General features: G+C 60.5%; 27 protein-coding genes and 1 tRNA gene. 7 read left to right on the forward strand and 21 right to left on the reverse strand.

What is annotated here, in order from left to right:
- Positions 1 to 33: 33 nt before the first annotated feature.
- The 5 genes from NCS67_RS16780 to NCS67_RS16800 all read left to right on the forward strand — a co-directional run bounded on the left by NCS67_RS16780 (position 34) and on the right by NCS67_RS16800 (position 4,162).
- Positions 34 to 1,797, forward strand: a complete 1,764-nt coding sequence (locus NCS67_RS16780) for a terminase ATPase subunit family protein (RefSeq protein WP_250435796.1) — start codon at positions 34 to 36, stop codon at positions 1,795 to 1,797.
- Positions 1,797 to 2,849: a phage portal protein gene (locus tag NCS67_RS16785; protein ID WP_250435798.1), complete on the forward strand. Its 1,053-nt coding sequence runs from the start codon at positions 1,797 to 1,799 to the stop codon at positions 2,847 to 2,849. Before NCS67_RS16780 ends, NCS67_RS16785 begins: the two co-directional genes overlap by 1 nt.
- A gap of 60 nt (positions 2,850 to 2,909) precedes the next feature.
- Complete coding sequence (locus NCS67_RS16790; RefSeq protein WP_250435799.1) at positions 2,910 to 3,122, forward strand: hypothetical protein; 213 nt, start codon at positions 2,910 to 2,912, stop codon at positions 3,120 to 3,122.
- 432 nt (positions 3,123 to 3,554) lie between these two features.
- Positions 3,555 to 3,806: a type II toxin-antitoxin system HicA family toxin gene (locus NCS67_RS16795; RefSeq protein ID WP_250435800.1), complete on the forward strand. Its 252-nt coding sequence runs from the start codon at positions 3,555 to 3,557 to the stop codon at positions 3,804 to 3,806.
- On the forward strand, positions 3,803 to 4,162 hold the full coding sequence (locus tag NCS67_RS16800) for a type II toxin-antitoxin system HicB family antitoxin (protein ID WP_250435801.1): 360 nt from the start codon (positions 3,803 to 3,805) through the stop codon (positions 4,160 to 4,162). Before NCS67_RS16795 ends, NCS67_RS16800 begins: the two co-directional genes overlap by 4 nt.
- A gap of 79 nt (positions 4,163 to 4,241) precedes the next feature.
- Here the strand turns inward: NCS67_RS16800 and NCS67_RS16805 are convergent, their stop codons facing one another.
- The 12 genes from NCS67_RS16805 to NCS67_RS16855 all read right to left on the reverse strand — a co-directional run bounded on the left by NCS67_RS16805 (position 4,242) and on the right by NCS67_RS16855 (position 10,462).
- Positions 4,242 to 4,487 (reverse strand): hypothetical protein, encoded by a 246-nt coding sequence (locus NCS67_RS16805; protein WP_250435802.1) that lies wholly within the window; start codon positions 4,485 to 4,487, stop codon positions 4,242 to 4,244.
- A 65-nt stretch (positions 4,488 to 4,552) separates the two neighbouring features.
- Positions 4,553 to 5,194, reverse strand: coding sequence for an AAA family ATPase (locus NCS67_RS16810; RefSeq protein WP_250435803.1), 642 nt, complete (start codon positions 5,192 to 5,194; stop codon positions 4,553 to 4,555).
- A 331-nt stretch (positions 5,195 to 5,525) separates the two neighbouring features.
- Complete coding sequence (locus NCS67_RS16815; RefSeq protein ID WP_250435804.1) at positions 5,526 to 6,254, reverse strand: hypothetical protein; 729 nt, start codon at positions 6,252 to 6,254, stop codon at positions 5,526 to 5,528.
- A 73-nt stretch (positions 6,255 to 6,327) separates the two neighbouring features.
- Positions 6,328 to 6,543, reverse strand: coding sequence for a hypothetical protein (locus NCS67_RS16820; protein WP_250435805.1), 216 nt, complete (start codon positions 6,541 to 6,543; stop codon positions 6,328 to 6,330).
- A 23-nt stretch (positions 6,544 to 6,566) separates the two neighbouring features.
- Positions 6,567 to 6,773 (reverse strand): ogr/Delta-like zinc finger family protein, encoded by a 207-nt coding sequence (locus tag NCS67_RS16825; RefSeq protein ID WP_250497270.1) that lies wholly within the window; start codon positions 6,771 to 6,773, stop codon positions 6,567 to 6,569.
- Positions 6,770 to 7,024: an ogr/Delta-like zinc finger family protein gene (locus tag NCS67_RS16830; RefSeq protein ID WP_250435808.1), complete on the reverse strand. Its 255-nt coding sequence runs from the start codon at positions 7,022 to 7,024 to the stop codon at positions 6,770 to 6,772. Before NCS67_RS16830 ends, NCS67_RS16825 begins: the two co-directional genes overlap by 4 nt.
- Before the next feature lie 5 nt (positions 7,025 to 7,029).
- The gene (locus NCS67_RS16835; protein ID WP_350029137.1) at positions 7,030 to 8,829 is read right to left on the reverse strand and encodes a replication endonuclease; all 1,800 of its coding nucleotides are present in this window, start codon (positions 8,827 to 8,829) and stop codon (positions 7,030 to 7,032) included.
- 15 nt (positions 8,830 to 8,844) lie between these two features.
- Positions 8,845 to 9,009, reverse strand: a complete 165-nt coding sequence (locus NCS67_RS16840) for a hypothetical protein (protein WP_250435812.1) — start codon at positions 9,007 to 9,009, stop codon at positions 8,845 to 8,847.
- 32 nt (positions 9,010 to 9,041) lie between these two features.
- Complete coding sequence (locus NCS67_RS16845; protein WP_250435814.1) at positions 9,042 to 9,341, reverse strand: hypothetical protein; 300 nt, start codon at positions 9,339 to 9,341, stop codon at positions 9,042 to 9,044.
- Positions 9,338 to 9,463: a hypothetical protein gene (locus NCS67_RS31900; RefSeq protein WP_284504104.1), complete on the reverse strand. Its 126-nt coding sequence runs from the start codon at positions 9,461 to 9,463 to the stop codon at positions 9,338 to 9,340. The genes NCS67_RS16845 and NCS67_RS31900 overlap by 4 nt, the downstream gene beginning before the upstream one ends.
- The gene (locus NCS67_RS16850) at positions 9,460 to 9,633 is read right to left on the reverse strand and encodes a hypothetical protein (protein ID WP_250435817.1); all 174 of its coding nucleotides are present in this window, start codon (positions 9,631 to 9,633) and stop codon (positions 9,460 to 9,462) included. The genes NCS67_RS31900 and NCS67_RS16850 overlap by 4 nt, the downstream gene beginning before the upstream one ends.
- Positions 9,634 to 9,715: 82 nt before the next feature.
- Positions 9,716 to 10,462 carry a hypothetical protein gene (locus tag NCS67_RS16855; RefSeq protein WP_250435819.1) on the reverse strand — a complete coding sequence of 249 codons (747 nt, stop codon included), beginning with the start codon at positions 10,460 to 10,462 and terminating at the stop codon, positions 9,716 to 9,718.
- Between the two features lie 215 nt (positions 10,463 to 10,677).
- Between NCS67_RS16855 and NCS67_RS16860 the strand changes: the two genes are divergently transcribed.
- Together NCS67_RS16860 and NCS67_RS16865 are read left to right on the forward strand one after the other, a co-directional pair.
- On the forward strand, positions 10,678 to 11,067 hold the full coding sequence (locus NCS67_RS16860; RefSeq protein WP_250435821.1) for a hypothetical protein: 390 nt from the start codon (positions 10,678 to 10,680) through the stop codon (positions 11,065 to 11,067).
- 111 nt (positions 11,068 to 11,178) lie between these two features.
- Positions 11,179 to 11,255 (forward strand) — tRNA-Val (locus NCS67_RS16865).
- A gap of 60 nt (positions 11,256 to 11,315) precedes the next feature.
- On the opposite strand, the gene NCS67_RS16870 is transcribed toward NCS67_RS16865, so the two are convergent.
- From NCS67_RS16870 to NCS67_RS16910, 9 genes are all read right to left on the reverse strand, one after another.
- A complete protein-coding gene (locus tag NCS67_RS16870) occupies positions 11,316 to 11,534 on the reverse strand; it encodes a hypothetical protein (protein ID WP_033536141.1) in 219 nt (72 codons plus the stop codon).
- Positions 11,535 to 11,635: 101 nt separating this feature from the next.
- Positions 11,636 to 12,376: a DUF429 domain-containing protein gene (locus NCS67_RS16875; protein ID WP_250435822.1), complete on the reverse strand. Its 741-nt coding sequence runs from the start codon at positions 12,374 to 12,376 to the stop codon at positions 11,636 to 11,638.
- 107 nt (positions 12,377 to 12,483) lie between these two features.
- Positions 12,484 to 13,698 (reverse strand): porin, encoded by a 1,215-nt coding sequence (locus NCS67_RS16880; RefSeq protein WP_250435824.1) that lies wholly within the window; start codon positions 13,696 to 13,698, stop codon positions 12,484 to 12,486.
- A gap of 10 nt (positions 13,699 to 13,708) precedes the next feature.
- Entirely contained in the window at positions 13,709 to 15,214 is a 1,506-nt protein-coding gene (locus tag NCS67_RS16885) for an aldehyde dehydrogenase family protein (protein ID WP_250435826.1), read from the reverse strand.
- Positions 15,215 to 15,225: 11 nt separating this feature from the next.
- A complete protein-coding gene (locus NCS67_RS16890; protein ID WP_008353340.1) occupies positions 15,226 to 15,684 on the reverse strand; it encodes a c-type cytochrome in 459 nt (152 codons plus the stop codon).
- The gene (locus NCS67_RS16895; RefSeq protein WP_250435828.1) at positions 15,681 to 16,166 is read right to left on the reverse strand and encodes a c-type cytochrome; all 486 of its coding nucleotides are present in this window, start codon (positions 16,164 to 16,166) and stop codon (positions 15,681 to 15,683) included. The genes NCS67_RS16890 and NCS67_RS16895 overlap by 4 nt, the downstream gene beginning before the upstream one ends.
- Positions 16,163 to 16,684, reverse strand: a complete 522-nt coding sequence (locus NCS67_RS16900) for a methylamine dehydrogenase light chain (RefSeq protein WP_250435831.1) — start codon at positions 16,682 to 16,684, stop codon at positions 16,163 to 16,165. The genes NCS67_RS16895 and NCS67_RS16900 overlap by 4 nt, the downstream gene beginning before the upstream one ends.
- 39 nt (positions 16,685 to 16,723) lie before the next feature.
- Complete coding sequence (gene mauD / locus NCS67_RS16905) at positions 16,724 to 17,377, reverse strand: methylamine dehydrogenase accessory protein MauD (protein ID WP_250435832.1); 654 nt, start codon at positions 17,375 to 17,377, stop codon at positions 16,724 to 16,726.
- On the reverse strand, positions 17,374 to 17,931 hold the full coding sequence (locus tag NCS67_RS16910) for a MauE/DoxX family redox-associated membrane protein (protein WP_008353336.1): 558 nt from the start codon (positions 17,929 to 17,931) through the stop codon (positions 17,374 to 17,376). The genes mauD and NCS67_RS16910 overlap by 4 nt, the downstream gene beginning before the upstream one ends.
- Between the last annotated feature and the right edge of the window lie 5 nt (positions 17,932 to 17,936).

The raw sequence follows: 17,936 nt of genomic DNA on the forward strand, positions 1-17,936 counted from the left end.
CGCGCGCGCGCGAGTGACCGTTACGCTTTCGGCATGCTAGAAAATGCCCCGACACTCTCGCCCGATATCGATCCGCAACGCGTTGCGCGCGACCTCTACTGGAAGGGGTATCGCGTCAGCGCCATTGCGGATCAGCTCGGCTTGCCACGCTCAACAGTTGAGTCGTGGAAGCAACGCGATAAGTGGGATAAGGCAAGCATTGCTGAGAAGGTTGAGGCTGCACTAGAAACGCGCCTGATCGTGCTCATTTCAAAGGAAGTAAAAGAGCCCGTCGACTTCAAAGAGATTGACTTGCTCACGCGCCAGATCGAACGCATGGCATGCGTGCGCAAGTACGACGACACTGGCAAGGCGTCTGACCTGAATCCGAATCTGAAGGCGCGCAACGAAGGCCCGAAAAAGCGAGCGCCGCGAAACAACATCACGCCCGAGCAGCAGGCCAAGCTACACGATGCTTTCCTCGAATCGGCGTTTCCGTATCAGCGCATCTGGTACGAGGCCGGCAGCAACCGCACGCGAAACCTGCTCAAGTCTCGACAGATCGGCGCGACGTTTTATTTTGCTCGTGAAGCGCTTGACGACGCGCTCGAAACCGGCCGGAATCAAATTTTCCTTTCCGCCAGCAAGGCACAGGTGCATGTGTTCCGGCAGTACATCTGCGCGTTCGCTCGCGAGGTCGCGCAAGTTGAGCTCACCGGCGAAACGATCCTTCTACCGAACGGTGCCGAGCTTTTCTTTCTCAGCACGAACGCGAAAACTGCGCAGAGCTATCACGGCAATTTCTATTTCGACGAATATTTTTGGGTTCATGGTTTCAAGACGCTGAACAAGGTCGCGCAAGCCATGGCGAGCCATAAGCACTGGCGAAAGACCTACTTCTCAACGCCATCGAGCATTGCGCACGAGGCTTATCCGTTCTGGACCGGCGATCACTACAATCGCGGCCGCGCGAAAGCCGATCACGTTCATCTTGACGTTTCGCATAGCGCGCTCGCGAACGGCCTTCTGTGCGACGACCGGCAATGGCGTCAGATTGTCACGGTTGAGGACGCCGCAGCGCGCGGCTGTGATCTGTTCGACCTCGAAGAGCTGCGCCTCGAAAACAGCGCCGAGGAATTCGCGAACCTGTACATGTGTCAGTTCATCGACGACTCGGCGTCGATCTTTCCGCTCGCGGACCTTCAACGCTGCATGGTCGACACATGGGAAGTTTGGGAAGACGTCGAATTTCTCTCCGCTCGACCCTATGGCTATCGTCCGGTTTGGATTGGCTACGACCCTGCGCATACCGGCGATTCCGCTGGCTGTGTCGTCGTTGCGCCCCCAAGTGTTCCAGGCGGAAAGTTTCGCGTGCTCGAAAAATTGCAATGGCGCGGCATGGATTTCGAGGGGCAGGCCGAGAGCATCAAGCAGCTCACCCAACGATACACCGTCACGTACATGGCGATCGACACAACCGGCATCGGCCAAGGTGTCTATCAACTTGTGCGCCAGTTCTTTCCGGCCGCCGTCGCGCTCAACTATTCGCCTGAAGTCAAAAGCCGTCTCGTTCTGAAAGGACTTTCCGTCGTTGGCAAAGCACGACTCGAATTTGATTCCGGCTGGACCGATCTCGCTCAATCGTTCATGCAGATTCGCAAGACGATGACCGCGAGCGGCCGGCAAGTCACGTATCACGCGAGCCGTAGCGAGGAAACCGGACATGCCGACTTGGCGTGGGCGTGCCTGCATGCACTCGGCAATGAGCCGCTCGAAGGCTCGACGACGAATAACCGCAGCTTTATGGAGATTTCCTAATGAAAAAGAATCGCGGCCAATCCGGCGCGAGCGCCGCAGCAGTGCCGGCGATCGCACCCACGGCTGAAGCAAGCGCATTCACGTTCGGCGATCCGATGCCGGTCATGTCGCGCGCCGAGATTCTCGATTACGTCGAGATTTATTCGAATGGCGAGTACTACGAGCCGCCCGTCAGCTTCGGCGGCCTCGCGAAATCGCTGCGCGCCGGCACACACCACGCGTCCGCGCTTTTCTTCAAGCGCAACGTGCTCGCGTCGACGTTCATTCCGCACGCGAAGTTTTCGCGCGAGTCGTTTCGACGCGTTGCGCTCGATTTCCTGACGTTCGGCAATGGCTATATCGAGCGGCAGCTCAACCGGCTCGGCGGTGTCTTGCGCTATGAGTCTGCGCCGGGCAAATACATGCGCCGCAAGCCCGATATGCAAACGTACGTCATGACCGATGGTTTTCGCGTCAAGCACGAATTCGATCCGGGCTCGATCTTTCACTTGCTCGAACCTGACATCAATCAGGAGGTCTACGGCCTGCCCGAATATCTCGGCGCGCTTCACGCCGCATGGCTTAATGAGTCGTCGACGCTCTTCCGCCGCCGCTACTACGAGAACGGCAGTCACGCCGGATTCATCCTGTACATGACCGACGCCGCGCAGCAGCAAGGCGACGTCGATGCGATTCGCGACGCGTTGAAGTCGTCGAAAGGTCCGGGTAATTTCCGCAATCTCTTCGTGTATTCTCCGAACGGCCACAAAGACGGAATCCAACTGATCCCCGTTTCCGAGGTCGCCGCGAAAGATGAATTCTTCAACATCAAGAATGTCACGCGCGACGACCTTCTCGCTGCTCACCGCGTCCCGCCTCAACTACTCGGCATCGTGCCGAGCAACACCGGCGGTTTCGGCGCGGCTGACACCGCCGCTCGCGTCTTCGCCCGCAATGAGATCGCGCCGCTACAGGCGCAATTCCTCGCCTTCAACGATTGGGCGGGCGAGGAAATCATTCGGTTCGACCCGTACGTGATCCCTGCGGCAGACAAGGCCGGGCCGGCGGCCTGATTTTTGCCTGATGAAACCCGCGCCGGCTCTGACCGCCGGCGCGTGACCGATGGATTTAGCATGTCGCCCGACTTCAAGCGCCGCATTCGAACATTGATCACCTTCCCCGCCGAGCGCGCCCTGCTCTCGGACGCCGGCCGCGCGCTGCGCACGCTCGTCGACTGCATCGGCGCGCTCTTGCTCTGGATCATCGCGCTCGCCCTCTTCCCGCTCACCGCCGGCGTCATTTTCGCCACCGATCGCGCCTCACGGCGGCCGAAATCCCGCCGATAACGGGCCGAATTTCGGCCGCCCCGCGCGGCCGGCCTATTTTCAATGTAAACGGTGCATCACGCCCCGCGTTTTCCGCGTCAAATTGCGTCATTTTTACAACCGCGTTTACGGCTCGAACCCGCCAGCCGGCGCGGCTCGACGGTCTACGCGCCCTTGCGTCAAAAGTAGGGAGACAAGAAGCGGGCAGGCGGGGAGGGGGGACCGCGTTTCAGCAGTGCGTTCGTTCGTACGCACGAGGCAACCTGCCGCCCTTCGTCGCCCCGCCGGCCCGGTTTCCCGGCCCGCTGACGGGCTCCCGGACCCTCGTCGCCCCTGCGCGCACCCCGCGAGCAACGGCCGCTTCTGCGCCCTCCTATCGCTCTCCCTTTACGGGCATCCGGTGATATCACTTTTTGATTGCACTCTGATATCATTTTCTGCTATCATTTCAGCATGAAATCCAAACACGCCCGCACCCTTGCCGCGATCAACACGAAGCCGACTTCGGGCAGCATCGTGTTTTCGGATATTGAATCGCTCGTCGTCGCTCTCGGCGGCAGCATCCACGAAGGCGCAGGCTCGCGCATCGCCTTCGAGCTGAACGGCTCGCGCCGCTATCACCATCGCCCGCACCCGGGCAAAGAGGCGAAGCGCTATCAGGTGGAAGACTTGCGCGACTGGTTCAAGGAGCTTGGAATCAAATGAGCAACGCAATGACCTACAAGGGATATATCGCCCGAATCGACTTCGACGGGCGCGATAGCATCTTCGTCGGGCACGTGCTCGGCGTGGACGACAAGATCAGCTTTCACGGTGCGACCGTCGACGAGCTGAAGAGCGATTTTCATGCGGCCGTCGATCATTACCTGACAGACTGCGAGCAGAGCGGCCGCAAACCGCAGAAGCCAGCATCGGGGAAACTGATGCTCCGCATCGATCCGGAAGTGCACGCGCGCGTAAGCATCGCGGCGGCCGTCGCCGGCGAGAGCGTCAATCAATGGTCGGAAGAGGCTCTTGCTCGCGCCGCTAGCGAAGTGTTGGAGCGCACCGCTACCGCCTGACTGCGCCCATCAAACAACAAAGGCCGCCTCGCGCTACAGCGCCGGCGGCCTTTCCTTTTGCGCCCGCAGTCCTGGCGCCCTACTTCTCACCGTCGACGTACTTCGCAAGCGCGATCGCGATCGCGGCCGCACGGCTAACGCCGAGCTCGACGGCCCGCGCGTCGATGCGCGCCAGTAGCACCGGATCGATGCCGACACTGATCGTCTCTTTCTTGCGCCGCGCGACGCGCGCCGGCTCGTCGCCGCTCGCCGCGTCAGGCGCACGGCTGATGAATTCTCGAACGGCGGCCGCGCTTGGCGTTGCCGGCCTCTTCGTGATGCTCATGTGCTGACCCCTTCGATATTGAAACGATATCGCTTTGATATCGGTTTGATGTTTTTTCTATATCGTTATGCCGTGAATACCGCGTGCGCAAGCCGGTCTACTTCTGCACATGCGACTGCATCACGCCGCGTCATTTCTTCGACGTGCAGTCCGGCACCGCTCGCGTTAGAGAACGCCTTGCGCCGGTTAAGCCGGCAGTCGAGCAGCTCGATCGCGGGAAACTCGCGCATCGCTTCGGCCGCGTCTCGATTGTCCGCGCCTTGCGGATCGGCAAGATTCAGGAACGCCAGCGCGCGCAGCTCGTGCACGCTGCGCGCTTCGTCGACGAGCTCGGCGATGTCTTCCATCGCCCATACGTCAAACGAGCGCGGCAGGAACGGTATGAGCGCCGTGTCGGCGACAGTGAGCGCCGCACGCAACGCGCTCGAATCGCGGCCGCCGGCGTCGATGATCACGTGATCGTACGCGCCGGCCTGCGCCGTGACTTGTGCGCGCAGCGTCGGGCCGTGCGCGTAGGCTGACGCGGCTATGATCGAGCGGCCGCTCTCTGCGCGCACGGTCAGCGCGCTAATGCCAGTCTCTTGCCGATCACCGTCGACAAACCAGACGCGTGCGCCGGCGAGCGAGAGCCCGAGCGCGAGCTGCAGAGCGGTCGTCGACTTGCCGACGCCGCCTTTTGTATTGACGACTGCCACAACGTTTTTCATGTGCTCCCCCGAGCGTTGAAACTACATTGAACCGATATCTTTTCGGTATCGGTTCGACATCGATCTGATATCGCAACGCGCCGCGCCATCACCACGGCTTTTTTCGTAACTCAAGCTGCTCGCGCTTCCGAGTCTCTCTGATGAATTGCTGCTCGATATCGCGAGTGCGCGCCAAACGCGCCCGGTACGCGCGCTGCCGCTCGGCGTTCGAGTAGTGCTTTCGGATTCGGCCCATTTTCGTAACGTGAAGTACTCCGCGATCGCGGCGTGATCTGGGTCCGCGAGCTCCGCTGTTTTTCGTAACGCTAGAGCCCGCGATCGCACTCTGCCTCTACTGGCGTACGGCGCTAAGGTCGCCGGGTAGCGGCGGCCCGTCTTGCGGCTCGCGGACATACATCTCGCGGCCGTTGAGGCTCTCATGTCGATACGTCTTGAACTTGCTTCCGTCTGGCTCCCATACACCGGCCTCGCGGAACACGGCGTGCACTTCGTCACGCTGATTGATCAGGTCGCACACGATCTCGACGGGCGAATCGTTCCAGCAATAGCCCGGCATCGCGGTCGCAATCTGATCGAGCAATGCTTTGCCGATGTTCGCCATGTCAGCGATCGCGTACTGCTCGGACGGCTCGAAATCGAGCGCTTCGAGCAGCGCGGCCGCTTCCCGCTGGCTGAACACAAGCGACGTTTCCGCGACCGACGCGCGAGCTCGCTGGCTTGCCTCTTCGTTTTCCAGCTCGCGGATGCGGGCGCGCGCCGCGCTCAGTTCCGCGCATGCCTGCGCGAGCAATCGCTCAGTCTCGTCGCTCGAAGCATCGCTAACAATGCGCGGCGCATCGCCGAACTCGTCAATCGTCCAGCCTTGCGGATGCGGCAGGATATCCATTGCTTTCGTTCGTTGGTTCATGTGCTCCCCCGAGCAGTTGAAACTACGTTGCATCAATTTCGGTTTGATATCGCTTCGGTTTCGATCCGCTATTGCTTCGGCATCCAACGGATCGGGACAAGCCGGCACTTCGGATGGCCGGCGACATAAATCCATTCCGGCAAGTATGCGCAATTGCGAAAGCCGCGACGGTGCATGCGCTCATGTCCCGGCTTTTCGTGAGCGTGTTTGCACGTGCGGCAATTGCTCATGCTGCTGCAGCTCGCGCGATTGCAGCGCGCGCGTAGTCGATGCCCTGCAACTTCTCGACTTGCTGCTGCAGCACATACCGCTCGATAAGCATTGCGGCCGCGTCACGTGGCAGAGACGACCATACCGATACACGCGTGTTCGGATGAGTGACTTCCCACATCAACGCGCGGCCGCCGGGAAGGTATCGAGCGCGTGCTTTCTTCGTCTGCATTTTTTCTCTCGGTTGGTGACTGATCAGAATTCGAGCTCTTGCGTGTCGCGGCGCGGCCGCTTCGGGATAGGCAGTTCCGGCGGAAACATTTCGAGCCGCGTGCGGTACGTGTGGCCACATGTCACGTCATCGCACTGAAAATCGATCTGATATTCGGTGTCAGTGACTTTCTCCATCGCGCGCGCGATTCCGCGGGCACCGCAATGCGGGCATGCGATCGTGAATCTCACGGCCGGGCCTCGCGCATCTGCGTTGTCCTGGCGTTCACTGCACCGCGCAACATCGTCGACGGCCGCACTTCAAGCTCGACGCCAGCACGCGGCCGCGACGATGCGGACAGCGAGTAGAGGATTTCGAAGCCCGCCGGCGTGCGATATCCGCAGTCTTCGCATACGAAGTACATGCGCCGCAGCGTGGTCGACAAACCTTCCGTGTGCCGCGCGTCGATTTCGCCACCGCAGCACGGACATTCAATCTTCATCCCCGTCATTCCGGCCTCCATTCACTCTCGAAGTAGCCGCCCCCGGCCCATTCATCGTTATTGGCGAGCGGCGCACAGTCCGCTCGCGTGCTGGTTTCTCGTGTTTCGGCGTCATCTGCACGCTCGCGCGTACAGTTATTCACACGAGTCCGAGTGCTCGCGGCTGCGCCGCTGCGCTGAACCACCGTCCAAACATGGCGCGTCGCGGGAACGAAAATCTGCGTGTTGACGTGGTATGCGCAGATACCGTCTTGAATGAACGCCGTGCCGTATGCCTCGACGCCGTGCGGCACTTTCACCGGCGCGATGCCGTATCGGCCCTCGCGGTGCTCGGTCGTGTACTTCACGTGAATCAGACGCTTCTCGCCGGCGACACCGCCCATCGCGCGCGCGTATTCAGCCCAGTTCGCGCGGTGCGTCTCCGTCTTCTGTGCGGCCTTCCATGCCGCAATGATTTCCGGCGACTCGTCTGCGTTCGGCAAGTCTTCTTCCTTGATGCGGCGCAGCTCGCGCCACACGCCGACCGGTGCGCCGCCGAATTGCTGAAATTGTCGAATGCCCCATTGAGCCGCCCACGCTTCAATGCGCTGTGAAGGCGTGATTTCGTCATCGCCGATCATGTCGGCTTGCACGACATAGCCCTCTTTCGTCTTGTGTTCGCCGACCGCGTGGCCGTCGATGTTCTTGCTGACGTACTTTGCGATGTAGCCCACCGCCGAGCCCTTCGCATCGTCGATCTGCGTCGTATGAACGCGATGCTCTGCCGCGCCTTTCTCGTCGCCTGAGTCGCGCAGCGCGTGCTTGCGCATGATTGCTTCGAAGCGCTCGATGTCGTTCGAGAAAACAAGGCCATGCCAATGGGGCGTGCCATCATGATTCGGCTCGGCAACGCGCATTCCGAAGTAGGTCACGCCCTCGCGCTTGAGTTGCGCACGAATGCGAGCCCACACCTTGCGCAGATAGACCTGCGCATCACGCGGCGAGGATTGGTCATATTTAGAATTCGGCCGAAACTTTGCGACGCCCGCTTGTTTAACGGCGTGAAACCGGCTCGGACAGGTCAGCGAGAACATGACGCCGCGAAATTTTGCGTCGACAGCCAAGTCTTCGCAGCCGCGCAGGCGCGTCATTAATTCGCCGCGACGCAATGCCTTGTTCGCGACACCGAACGCCGAGAGCTCGGCGAGCGTGAAACGCTGACCGAGCTCGTTCTCCATCGTCACCGATTCGAGCGTCTTCTCATTGCGGCGGTTTTGCGCGATTCGCCGGCGCACTGCGTCGTCGCTCGCATAGGGCTCCGAGCGGTAATGGACATAGTGCAGGCGAATGTTCGAGTGCTCCAACGCGCGGATATGCAGCCGCCGCAAGCGACGACGCCACCACAATTCACACTTCAGGCGGGCCATGATATCGGCGGCTTTGTCGAACTCTGGCAATTCGACGCCATATTCCGCGCACTTCGAGCTCGCGACAACGAGCGCATCGTCGCTCGACAGCCCGAGCGCGCGCAGCGTGACGTCATCGGCGATGCTGCGCGCCTTCATGCAGATTTCGAAGTCTGAGGCGTCCGGACGCACCGGCAGCGTGTCGGGTGCGTGCTCTTCAACGAATGTGCTAATCGACGCTTCGGCGGCGGCCATATCGAACATATGACTCGCACCGACCTGCACCGCGCTCTTTCTTCCGGCCTGCTTCGCTTGCCATAGAGCGCGAGATAGCCATTTCATCGGCAGACGCTTGCGTGCGCGCTGTGCAGCCTGAGTCTGGGGCAATGCTTGTTCTATGTCGCGAGCGTGAATCCACATGGCCGGGTTCTCGTCTTACGCGCTGCGCTTTACGCGCACGAGCTCGTCGGCCGGCACGCGGACGGCATGACTCTCGCCGGCAAGTTGGCACTCGACGAGCACGAGCCAATCGTCGCCATTCGCGACGCGGCCGCGCATTCCATCGGCGCTTGCGGTTTCGGGGCGCTTGGAATCAACCATGACGGGCTCGCCGATCTTGAATCGAGCGCCTTTCATCGCGCGCTGCCTTTCACGTACTTCAAATACCCGGACGCGTCATAGAACGCATGCAGAGCGTTGCGATAGTCCGCCGGCCGAATAACGCGGCCGCGTCGGGTCGTGCTTTGCCCGGCGCGGTTGCTGGCACGGTCGCGGTTGAGTATCCGATTTATCTGCGCGAGCGCTTCACTGCGAGCCCGGTCAAAATCGGCCGTGCGGCGCGGTGCCCACGGCGTGAAGACCGCGCCGGCTGAACCGACTGAGCCCGGCACGACTCGTGCGGAAACGTCTTCGGTCGTGTCGTCATACATCATCGCTCTACGCTCCCGTTGTCGTTGATGCGGACCATCGAGACGAGCAAAACGACCATCGCAATCGCAATCAGCCAGCCGATCAGGCCGCCGCTCGCGAAGCCGAGCCAGTAATCAGCGTTCATTCGGAGCTCCATTCTTTTGCGTGTGCGTAGAGCATTGCGAACGCGCCGGCCACGAGCAGTAGGCCGGCCGCGATCAACAGAGAAAACGAAATCCAGTCGATGTCGACGCTTGCCGCCGTGCGGAGCAGTCCGAATACCGACATCGCCATAGAGAAGAGGACGCGCTTCACTTCGGCCGCCGCGAATAAACGAGGTCCATCAAGATGACGCCGGCGGCGAAGCCCGAGAGAAAGACGACCGTGAGAACTGGCGTCATGCGCGCTCCGCATTGGATTGCGCTTTGGGGAAACGGCGGATTGATGCGACGCGGCCGGCGCGGTATTCCACGCACACGGACACATCGGGAGTCTCGGAACGGTCGTGGGACCAGAACCATACTGGCTTGCCATCGACGATCTCGCGCGCCGGGCGCAGTAGACCGTCGACGAGCACCGGAAGAGTCTCGGACATTTCCGAGCGATTCAGGCGGGCGAATTCTTCGTGCAAACGGCGCACGGATTCCGTGTCGATGTCCGCTTTGAGTTCTGGCGCCGTGCCGCGCTGCTGCGGCCAGAAAGGTGCGTCTTCGAAGGCCTCAGGGGCGGCCGCGCTAGAATCGCCGTCGTCACTACCACCCTCAACAGGACGCACATGACCAAGAAAAAGATGACCAATTCGCCGGCGACGATGAGCGATGTCTTCAACGGCACCGAGGCCGCGCTCGGCTTCGCCGGCGCAGTCATGGCGCGTGTCATTCCGATTTTCCTGAGGCACCAGCCCGTAACCGCGAAGAATTTCAAGGCACTTGAGGAAGACCTTGAAGCGCTTGCCGCTGAGTACGAGAGGATCTCCCCGTACAGCGTCATTGTCATGGATGCGCTTCTGCATACGCTCGAAGTCGACCGCGCGCGCATCATCGGAGAACCGGGAAGCACCGCCTAGCTGGCGACGCTCATACTTGCTGACTTTGGCGTAACCGCCGAACGGCGAGCGACGAATTTGTAACGAATTCCCGCGCATGACGAACCCCCGCGACCCCAAGTTGAAAAAGGTGTCAGACCGCTCTAAAGGGGATCAGCCTTCAAACAGCGGGGTCTTGCTGTCGTTCTGCGGCCTGACGAACGGAAAGTTACGTCAACATCCTGATACAAGTCAACTGGCTGATCCGTTGCGGTCAGTTGACTATTTGCGTAACTTCCGTTTTGACGTAAGCCATTTCGCGCCGGGGGGCGACCATGAAAACCACTGTTGAGTACCTTGACGCCGTGAAAGAACGCCTAGGATTGCCGTCGGATTACGCGGCAGCGAAGGCGCTAAAAGTCACGCGCGCCGCAGTCAGCAAGTACCGATTGGGCAATGCGACGTTCGACGACACCACAGCTCTGCGTGTCGCCGAAATCCTTAATATTCAGGCAATTGAGGTGATCGCGGCCGCGAACGTTGAGCGCGCTCGGGACACTGAAACGCGTTCGCTTTGGGAGAACGCATGGGGAAAAGCGACGGGGGCTATCGCGCTGAACTTGATCGTTGGCGCGGTATTCGTATCGGCGGTAGCCCCCTCTCCGACCCAAGCAGCTACGCGTGGGGATAATCAGACGAATCGCGCAACACTTTGTGTTATGTAAACTGACGAAGTTGCGGTCGAGCGGTCTTCACGTCCGAAAAATCCTCGATCAAAAATTTTCGCCTGAGAATCCCACAACGCGAAACTTTCCCCTATAATTCGCGGCTTCCGTAGGCTCGTAGCTCAGCTGGTTAGAGCACCACCTTGACATGGTGGGGGTCGTTGGTTCGAGTCCAATCGAGCCTACCAACGACATTCAGACGCACCGTCGCGATCGTATCGCCACGGTGCGTTTTCAACTCAGGCGCGTCAGTCCCAGCAGTTGCGGAACGCCACCGCGACGATCACCGGCACCGTCAGCACGAGCGGAATCGCGAAGTACGGCACTTCGAGATGGACGATCCACGTATAGATCAACCAGGCGACGCCCAATGCGAGCGTGGCAAGTCCGATGAGCGCCGTCAGCACGTTGAGCGTGCGTGGCGTCATCCGCTTGCGGGAGGCTTCTTTGCCCGACGGAGTTTCCATGGCAGCGGGCGCATTCGAGCGCGATACGAGTACGTCTCAATTTTATACCGCCGTGCTCGCCGTCGTATTTCGAATTCTTTTGACGAAACCGTCCGCCAACATCAGCAATGAAGGGCCATGGGAAGACTTTCCGAATCGAACTCGATGTCGTCGGGCAGACGGAATGTCGTTGCCGAAACGATTCGGCGCGCGGTCCATAACGCCGCGAATGCGTCGAGCACGTCGTCCAGCGACGCTTGCGCGGGCTTGCGCGCCGCGAGCGCCGTATCGATCGAGCCGCCGAAGCATCGCACGAGCAACGCGCGACGCAATGCGAATCCCGATGCAATCGCCTTGCTTTCGCGCAGGCCGTGCGCCGGACCGCCCTGCTCCATTCGCAGATGCATGAAGCTCAACTCGGGATGCACTTCGAAGACGCGCACATCTTCATCGGCGAGCGTGCGCAGCATGTCATCGACTTCTGCAATCTTGTTGAGAATGTGAAATGCCTGAATGGAGATTCGTTTTCCAGTGACGGCCTGATTGACCGCACACGCTTCTTCATAGCTCGACGAGACTAAAGCCGCGCGAATCGGCGGCGTAAAGACAGAGCTTGCGCGCGGACGTCCGAGTATTTTTCGAGCGAGCGTGTCACACGTCCGAACGCCATTCGATGAAAGACCGATCGGCATATCCACAGCAACGATAGCATTCGCGCGCTTCCATTCGAGCAGATCTTCGAAGCGGCCGATAACTTTCGTCGCGATCGTTCCGGTGCGACCGCATTGCTTCGCGACGAACCAGCCCGCCTTGCAGCCATCGACTCCGTACAGATCGGCATGTACATCGCGCTTAATGTTCATGCTGCGATCGTATCAACGATCATGAAATCATGCGTATCTCTTGAACGCGGGAAAAAAGCCCGGCGGGAAATCGTTCCGGCCGGGTCAAAGCACGCCCCTGGAAATACTTAAAAGTTATGCCGTATGCCGAGCGTCACGGACAACTGGCGATCGCTGTTCGAATTCGGCAGATTGGGAATCTGCGCGTAATTCGCCGGTCCACCCGTCGCCGGATCGATGCCTAGTCCCGCGCCGACCGCCTTCTGCATGATCGCGACGCCATACAGCGCAGTACGCTTGGACAGCGCATAGTTCGCGCCGACGTTCACTTGATGAAAACGCGTCGATGAACCCCCGTCCGGCTTCGCATTGTTATAGATGTAGGCAAGCCCGAGTTGCAGGAACGGCGTCGCAGCATAAGTCAGATTCACTTCGCCGATATCGAACGCGATGTCGCGGCCCTGCGGATTAGCGCTATCGGCAAAGTACTGGCTATGCTCGAGACGACTATGCGTATAAGTCAGCGCGATAGTCGCCGGCCCGATTGCATAAGATGCGCCCGCGCCATACGCCTTCAACGCTTCCGCGTTCTGCAATTGACAATAGAGTGCCGACGGATTCGAACACGCGAAATCGCCGATGTAGCCGTTTGCTCCGCCCAAAGCCGCATCGAGCGGATTGTGCAGGTTCAGATAACCTGCGCTGATCGAGATGGGCAAACGCGTATAAGCCGCGGCGAACGAATATCCGCGCCGTTGCCCGAAGTCGCCTGCAATGCCGCCGAGGCTATAAGTGCCGCCCACCGAAAAGCCGTTCCAGTCCGGGCTCGTGTATTTGATCGCGTTGTTGAAGTTGAACGCTTCGTTAAGGTTATCGACGTCGCCGATATGCGAACCATAAAGCGTCGCCCACGAATTGCTCGATACGTAAGGCCCGAGGAAATCGCTATACGAGTCGTATTGACGTCCGAGGGACAACGTGCCGAACTGTTCGTGCGCGAGGCCCACCCAAGCCTGACGGTTGAATAGCGCCCCGCCCTGCACCAGGCTTCCCGTTCCCGTATAGAAACTGTTCTCCACGTTGAATTTCGCTTGCAAGCCGCCGCCGAGATCTTCCACACCGAGCAAGCCGAAGCGTGAAGGCACGAGATTGCCGCCGGAGAACGCGAAGTTATGCCCCGAACCGACGCTCCCGTCTGCATTGGTGACTTGCTGATTGGTCGTATAAGTCAGCCCTGCATCCACCGTTCCATACAGCGTCACATTGCTTTGCGCCGATGCGCTCGCGCACACGGCGAGCGCCGCTGTCGAGACAAGTTGCCGCGCGATCGTTTTAGTTGTCATGCAAGCGTCCTCACGCGTAGTTGATCAGCACCGACTTGGTCTCTGTGTACATGTCGATCACCGCGCGTCCGAGCTCGCGCCCGAAACCCGACTGCTTGAATCCGCCGAACGGCATCGCGTTATCCAGCAGCGAGTGGCAATTGACCCATACCGTGCCCGCCTTGATGCGCGGCACGAGCTTGTGAATTTCCGAGAGATCGTTCGACCAGATGCTCGCGCCGAGTCCATAAGGCGTGTCGTTTGCCTTGGCGACCACGCTGTCGATATCGTTGAACGGCATCGCGACGAGCACCGGTCCGAAGATCTCTTCGCGCACGACCCTCATCGAATGATCGGTATCGACGAGCACTGTCGGCTTCACGAAGAAACCGGCGCCGTCCTTGCGCGCACCGCCCGCGATAGCACGCGCGCCTTCATCGCGGCCCGCTTCGATATAGCTCAGCACACGATCCATTTGCCGTGCGGAAACCAGCGGGCCGATCTGCGTCGATTCATCGAGGCCCGGTCCCATCGGCAAGGATTGCGCGATCGCCGCGACACGCTCCATCACGCGATCGAATACTTTCTCGTGCACATAGACGCGCGAGCCCGCAGTGCAGACTTGTCCCGAGTTGAAGAAGATCGCATTGGCGACGCCTTCTGCAGCTTTATCGATATCGACATCCGGCAGCACGATAACCGGCGATTTGCCGCCGAGTTCGAGCGACATGCGCGTCATGTTATCGAGCGCCGCGTGACCGATAGCTTTACCCGTCGGCGTGGAACCCGTGAACGCGATCTTGTCGATGCCCGGATGACGCGCGAGCGCCGCGCCCGCCGTGCGGCCGAGGCCGGTGACGACATTCACGACACCCTTCTCGATGCCCGCATCTTCGATCAGCATCGCGAGCCGCAATGCGGAAAGCGGCGTGTCTTCCGCAGGCTTCAGCACGACGGTGCAGCCAGTCGCGAGCGCGGGCGCGAGTTTCCACGATGCCATCAGCAGCGGAAAATTCCACGGAATGATTGCGCCGACGACGCCGACCGCTTCCTTGCGCGTATAGCCGAAGAAATCGTTCGACGGGCTATATGGAATCGATGCTTCCAGCGTGCTGCCTTCGATCTTGGTCGCCCAGCCGGCCATATAGCGGAAGCATTGCGCGGCCATCGACACATCGAGCCCGTGGGCGACCGTGACCGGTTTGCCATTGTCGAGCGATTCGATTTCCGCGAGCTCGCGCGCGTTCGCTTCGATAAGATCGGCAACGCGCAGCAAGAGACGCTCGCGATCGGTCGGTTTCATGCGCGACCATGCGGAGTCGTCGAATGCGCGGCGTGCGGCTTGCACGGCGCGATCGACATCGATTTCGTCGGCGCTCGGCACGCGTGCGAGCAGTTCTCCATCGGCGGGATCGATCACATCGAGTGTCGCGCCGCTCGCGCTATCGATCCATGCGCCATCGATGAGCATTTTTTTCGCCGATGCGAGGAATGCGCGCGTGGAATCGAGCATCGCGGGATGCTGGCTGTTATTCATCGGGTTGTCTCCTAGTAATGTTCCGGGACGGCGTTCACGCCGTTCTCCTGCAATTCCTTGACGAGCTTCATGCGGATACGCGCGACATCGGTGAGCGCGGGTCTGCGATGCGCCGCAATTTCTTCCGCCGTATAAGGCTTGAACGATGCGGGCCGCGATTGCTCGTTCATCGTCGCGAGCAACCAGTTCAAGACGTTCGCGAGCTCTGCGTCGTTCAATGCGGAATTGGCAGCGCCCGGTACTCGCATCACAAACTGACGGCCGTCGGGAAGCGAGACGAAATGACCGAGCGAGTTGCGCAATGCGGGCACCTTGCCGGGAATGCCCGAGCCATCGGCGGTGTGGCATCCCATGCAATTGAGCACCCAGTCCTGTCGCGCGCGCGCCGCGTCGTACGCCTGCGTCTGCGATGCCGCCGTCGTCGACAGCGCGGCCAGCGTCGCAGCGACGAGCATCGCGCGCGGCTTCATAGCCCCAGGCCCTTCACGACTGCTTCGCGACGCTGGTGCACGGCGGTCTGATCGAGCGGGCCCGCGCGCCATGCCTTGACTTCGGCGACGTCGAAAGGCTTCGCTGAACCATGCTGCGCGTTCAGATCGAACACGACGTAGTTCAACACATCCGCGATCTCTTCATCGGAGAGCGATGCGAAGCTCGGCATCTTGAAGTTATAGCTTTTCTCCTTGACCTTGATCGGGCCGAACATGCCATAGAGCACGGTGTGCCCTAATTGCGCGCGGCCATCGGCAGAGCCCGCATATTTGCCGGGATATTCGACGAGCGGCGGCGCAAGTCCGTCCATGCCTTTTCCGCCTGCCTGATGACAGACCGCGCATTTGCCATCGAAGGTCGATTTGCCGCCGGGGTAGTGCACTGTCTGTGCAAAAGCGCCCGAAGCAAAGCTCATTGCGCCGGCGACCAACGCCGCCATCAAAACAGTTGCAGTCTTCATTGCGTTGCCGCTCCCAACAGGACCGATACCGAGCAGTGGTAATTCGAATTGCCGTTCGCCATGCACCAGTTGATATCGTTATTGAGCGATAGCTTGTAAAGCGGCTTTTCGCGTTCATTGCGATTGCAGAAGCAGCGTCCGCAGCTCGTCTTGCCGCAGCAGTCGTTGTACGACACGATGTAATCCGAGCCGTCGTGCGGATTGCGGCACGTTCCGATCCACGTGATCGGAGAAGGCGTCGTGCCCGGCGGGCAACTGCTCGACGTGCCGCCACAGCAGCTACAAAGCCAGCCGTCGATCGCGCAATACTTCCAGTAGTCGCAACTCGTCGGATCATCGCTCGCCGATGAACCCGGCTTCTTCGGCTCCGTTGCATAGGCGGTGCGATCGACCGGCAACAGCGGCACCATTGCCGATCCGACCAGCACTTTCCCGAGCTTCGCCATCGCGCTGCGCCGCGAACTGCGTTGCGCGACGCCGCGCGCCTTTTGTTCGAAGAATGAATCCAGCCATTTCATGGACGCTCACCTGTAGGAATGGAAAAGTTATCGGCGTCTTCAGGCGTGCTGCCCGACTTGCGCTTCGTGGTCGTGATGGCCGTGATGCGCGTGGTCATCGTGCTTGCCGTGCACGAATTCCTGCAGCGACGCGACACCGCGTTCCTTCGCTTCGAAGAGGCTTTCCAGATGTTCACGCGTGTTCACGAGACCTTTCGCGCGGACCTTGCCTTCGTCATCGAGCAGCACGGCATAGGGCAGCTTGCCGATCTGATAAGAAAGGCCGAGTTCCTGCGACAGCACATACGGATATTGCGAAAGACCGGACTTGCGATAGAACGCGGCGTGCTCTTCGAATTCGCCATCGCTGGCGAGCACGATGTCGACCGAACCTTCGCGCGCCTGGATCGACGGAAGCAAAGGCAGCAGCTTCTTGCACACGGGGCACGTCGGCGAAAGGAAGAAGACGAGCGTGTTGCGCTTCGAGTTCGACAGGCCGCCGACCTTCACTGCGCGGCCGGCGATATCGCCGAGTTCGAACACCGGTGCGATCGCGCCGACGGCCGGTCCCTTGTCGATCATGAGCGCGCCCGCGGGCATCATGCGTTCATAGAGAATGCCGACTTGGCGAACAAGTGCGAGACAGATCGCGCCGAGCGCGAGCAAAGCGGCCCACGACAGTGCGGCCGAAATCATCAGGGCGGTTTGCATCATGAATTCCTCAGAGAATCGAGCTTGGGAAGATTGACCAGCAGCACGTCGAGCGTGAACCACGCGGCGACGGCGAAAAGCGTGCAGGCGCCTGCGCTCAGATAGTCGAACCACATCAGCGCGCGGCTCGTAGCGGGAATGAGTGCGGCGGCCGCGAGCGCGGCGAGCATCAGAGCACGCGCGACGTGCCACCATCCGATCGACTTAGGCGTGCGCGTCGATGAGCTTGCTGCGACGAAGCCCGAGCAGCCACAATCGATGTCGGTATGACCGCGCAGCACGTTGATCGCGAGCGCCGCGCCGAAGAGCACGAAAAGCGCGGCCAGCACGATGGCGCTGACCATGCGGGTATCGGCGAACAAGACGCCGATCGCGCCAGCCGCTTCGAGTGCAGGCAACGCGAACGACAACGGCGTCACTGCGAACGACGGCAGCAAGGCGAACGCTTCGAGCGAAGCGCGAAAGCGTGAGGGTTCGCGCCACTTCGGCGCCGTGCCCGCAAGTGCGATGATCGTCGCGCTTGCGATGCACACCATGAGAATGACGGGATCGATCATCGCGT

Origin of the sequence: Caballeronia sp. ATUFL_F2_KS9A, assembly GCF_023630765.1 — a bacterium.
Lineage (GTDB): Bacteria > Pseudomonadota > Gammaproteobacteria > Burkholderiales > Burkholderiaceae > Caballeronia > Caballeronia zhejiangensis.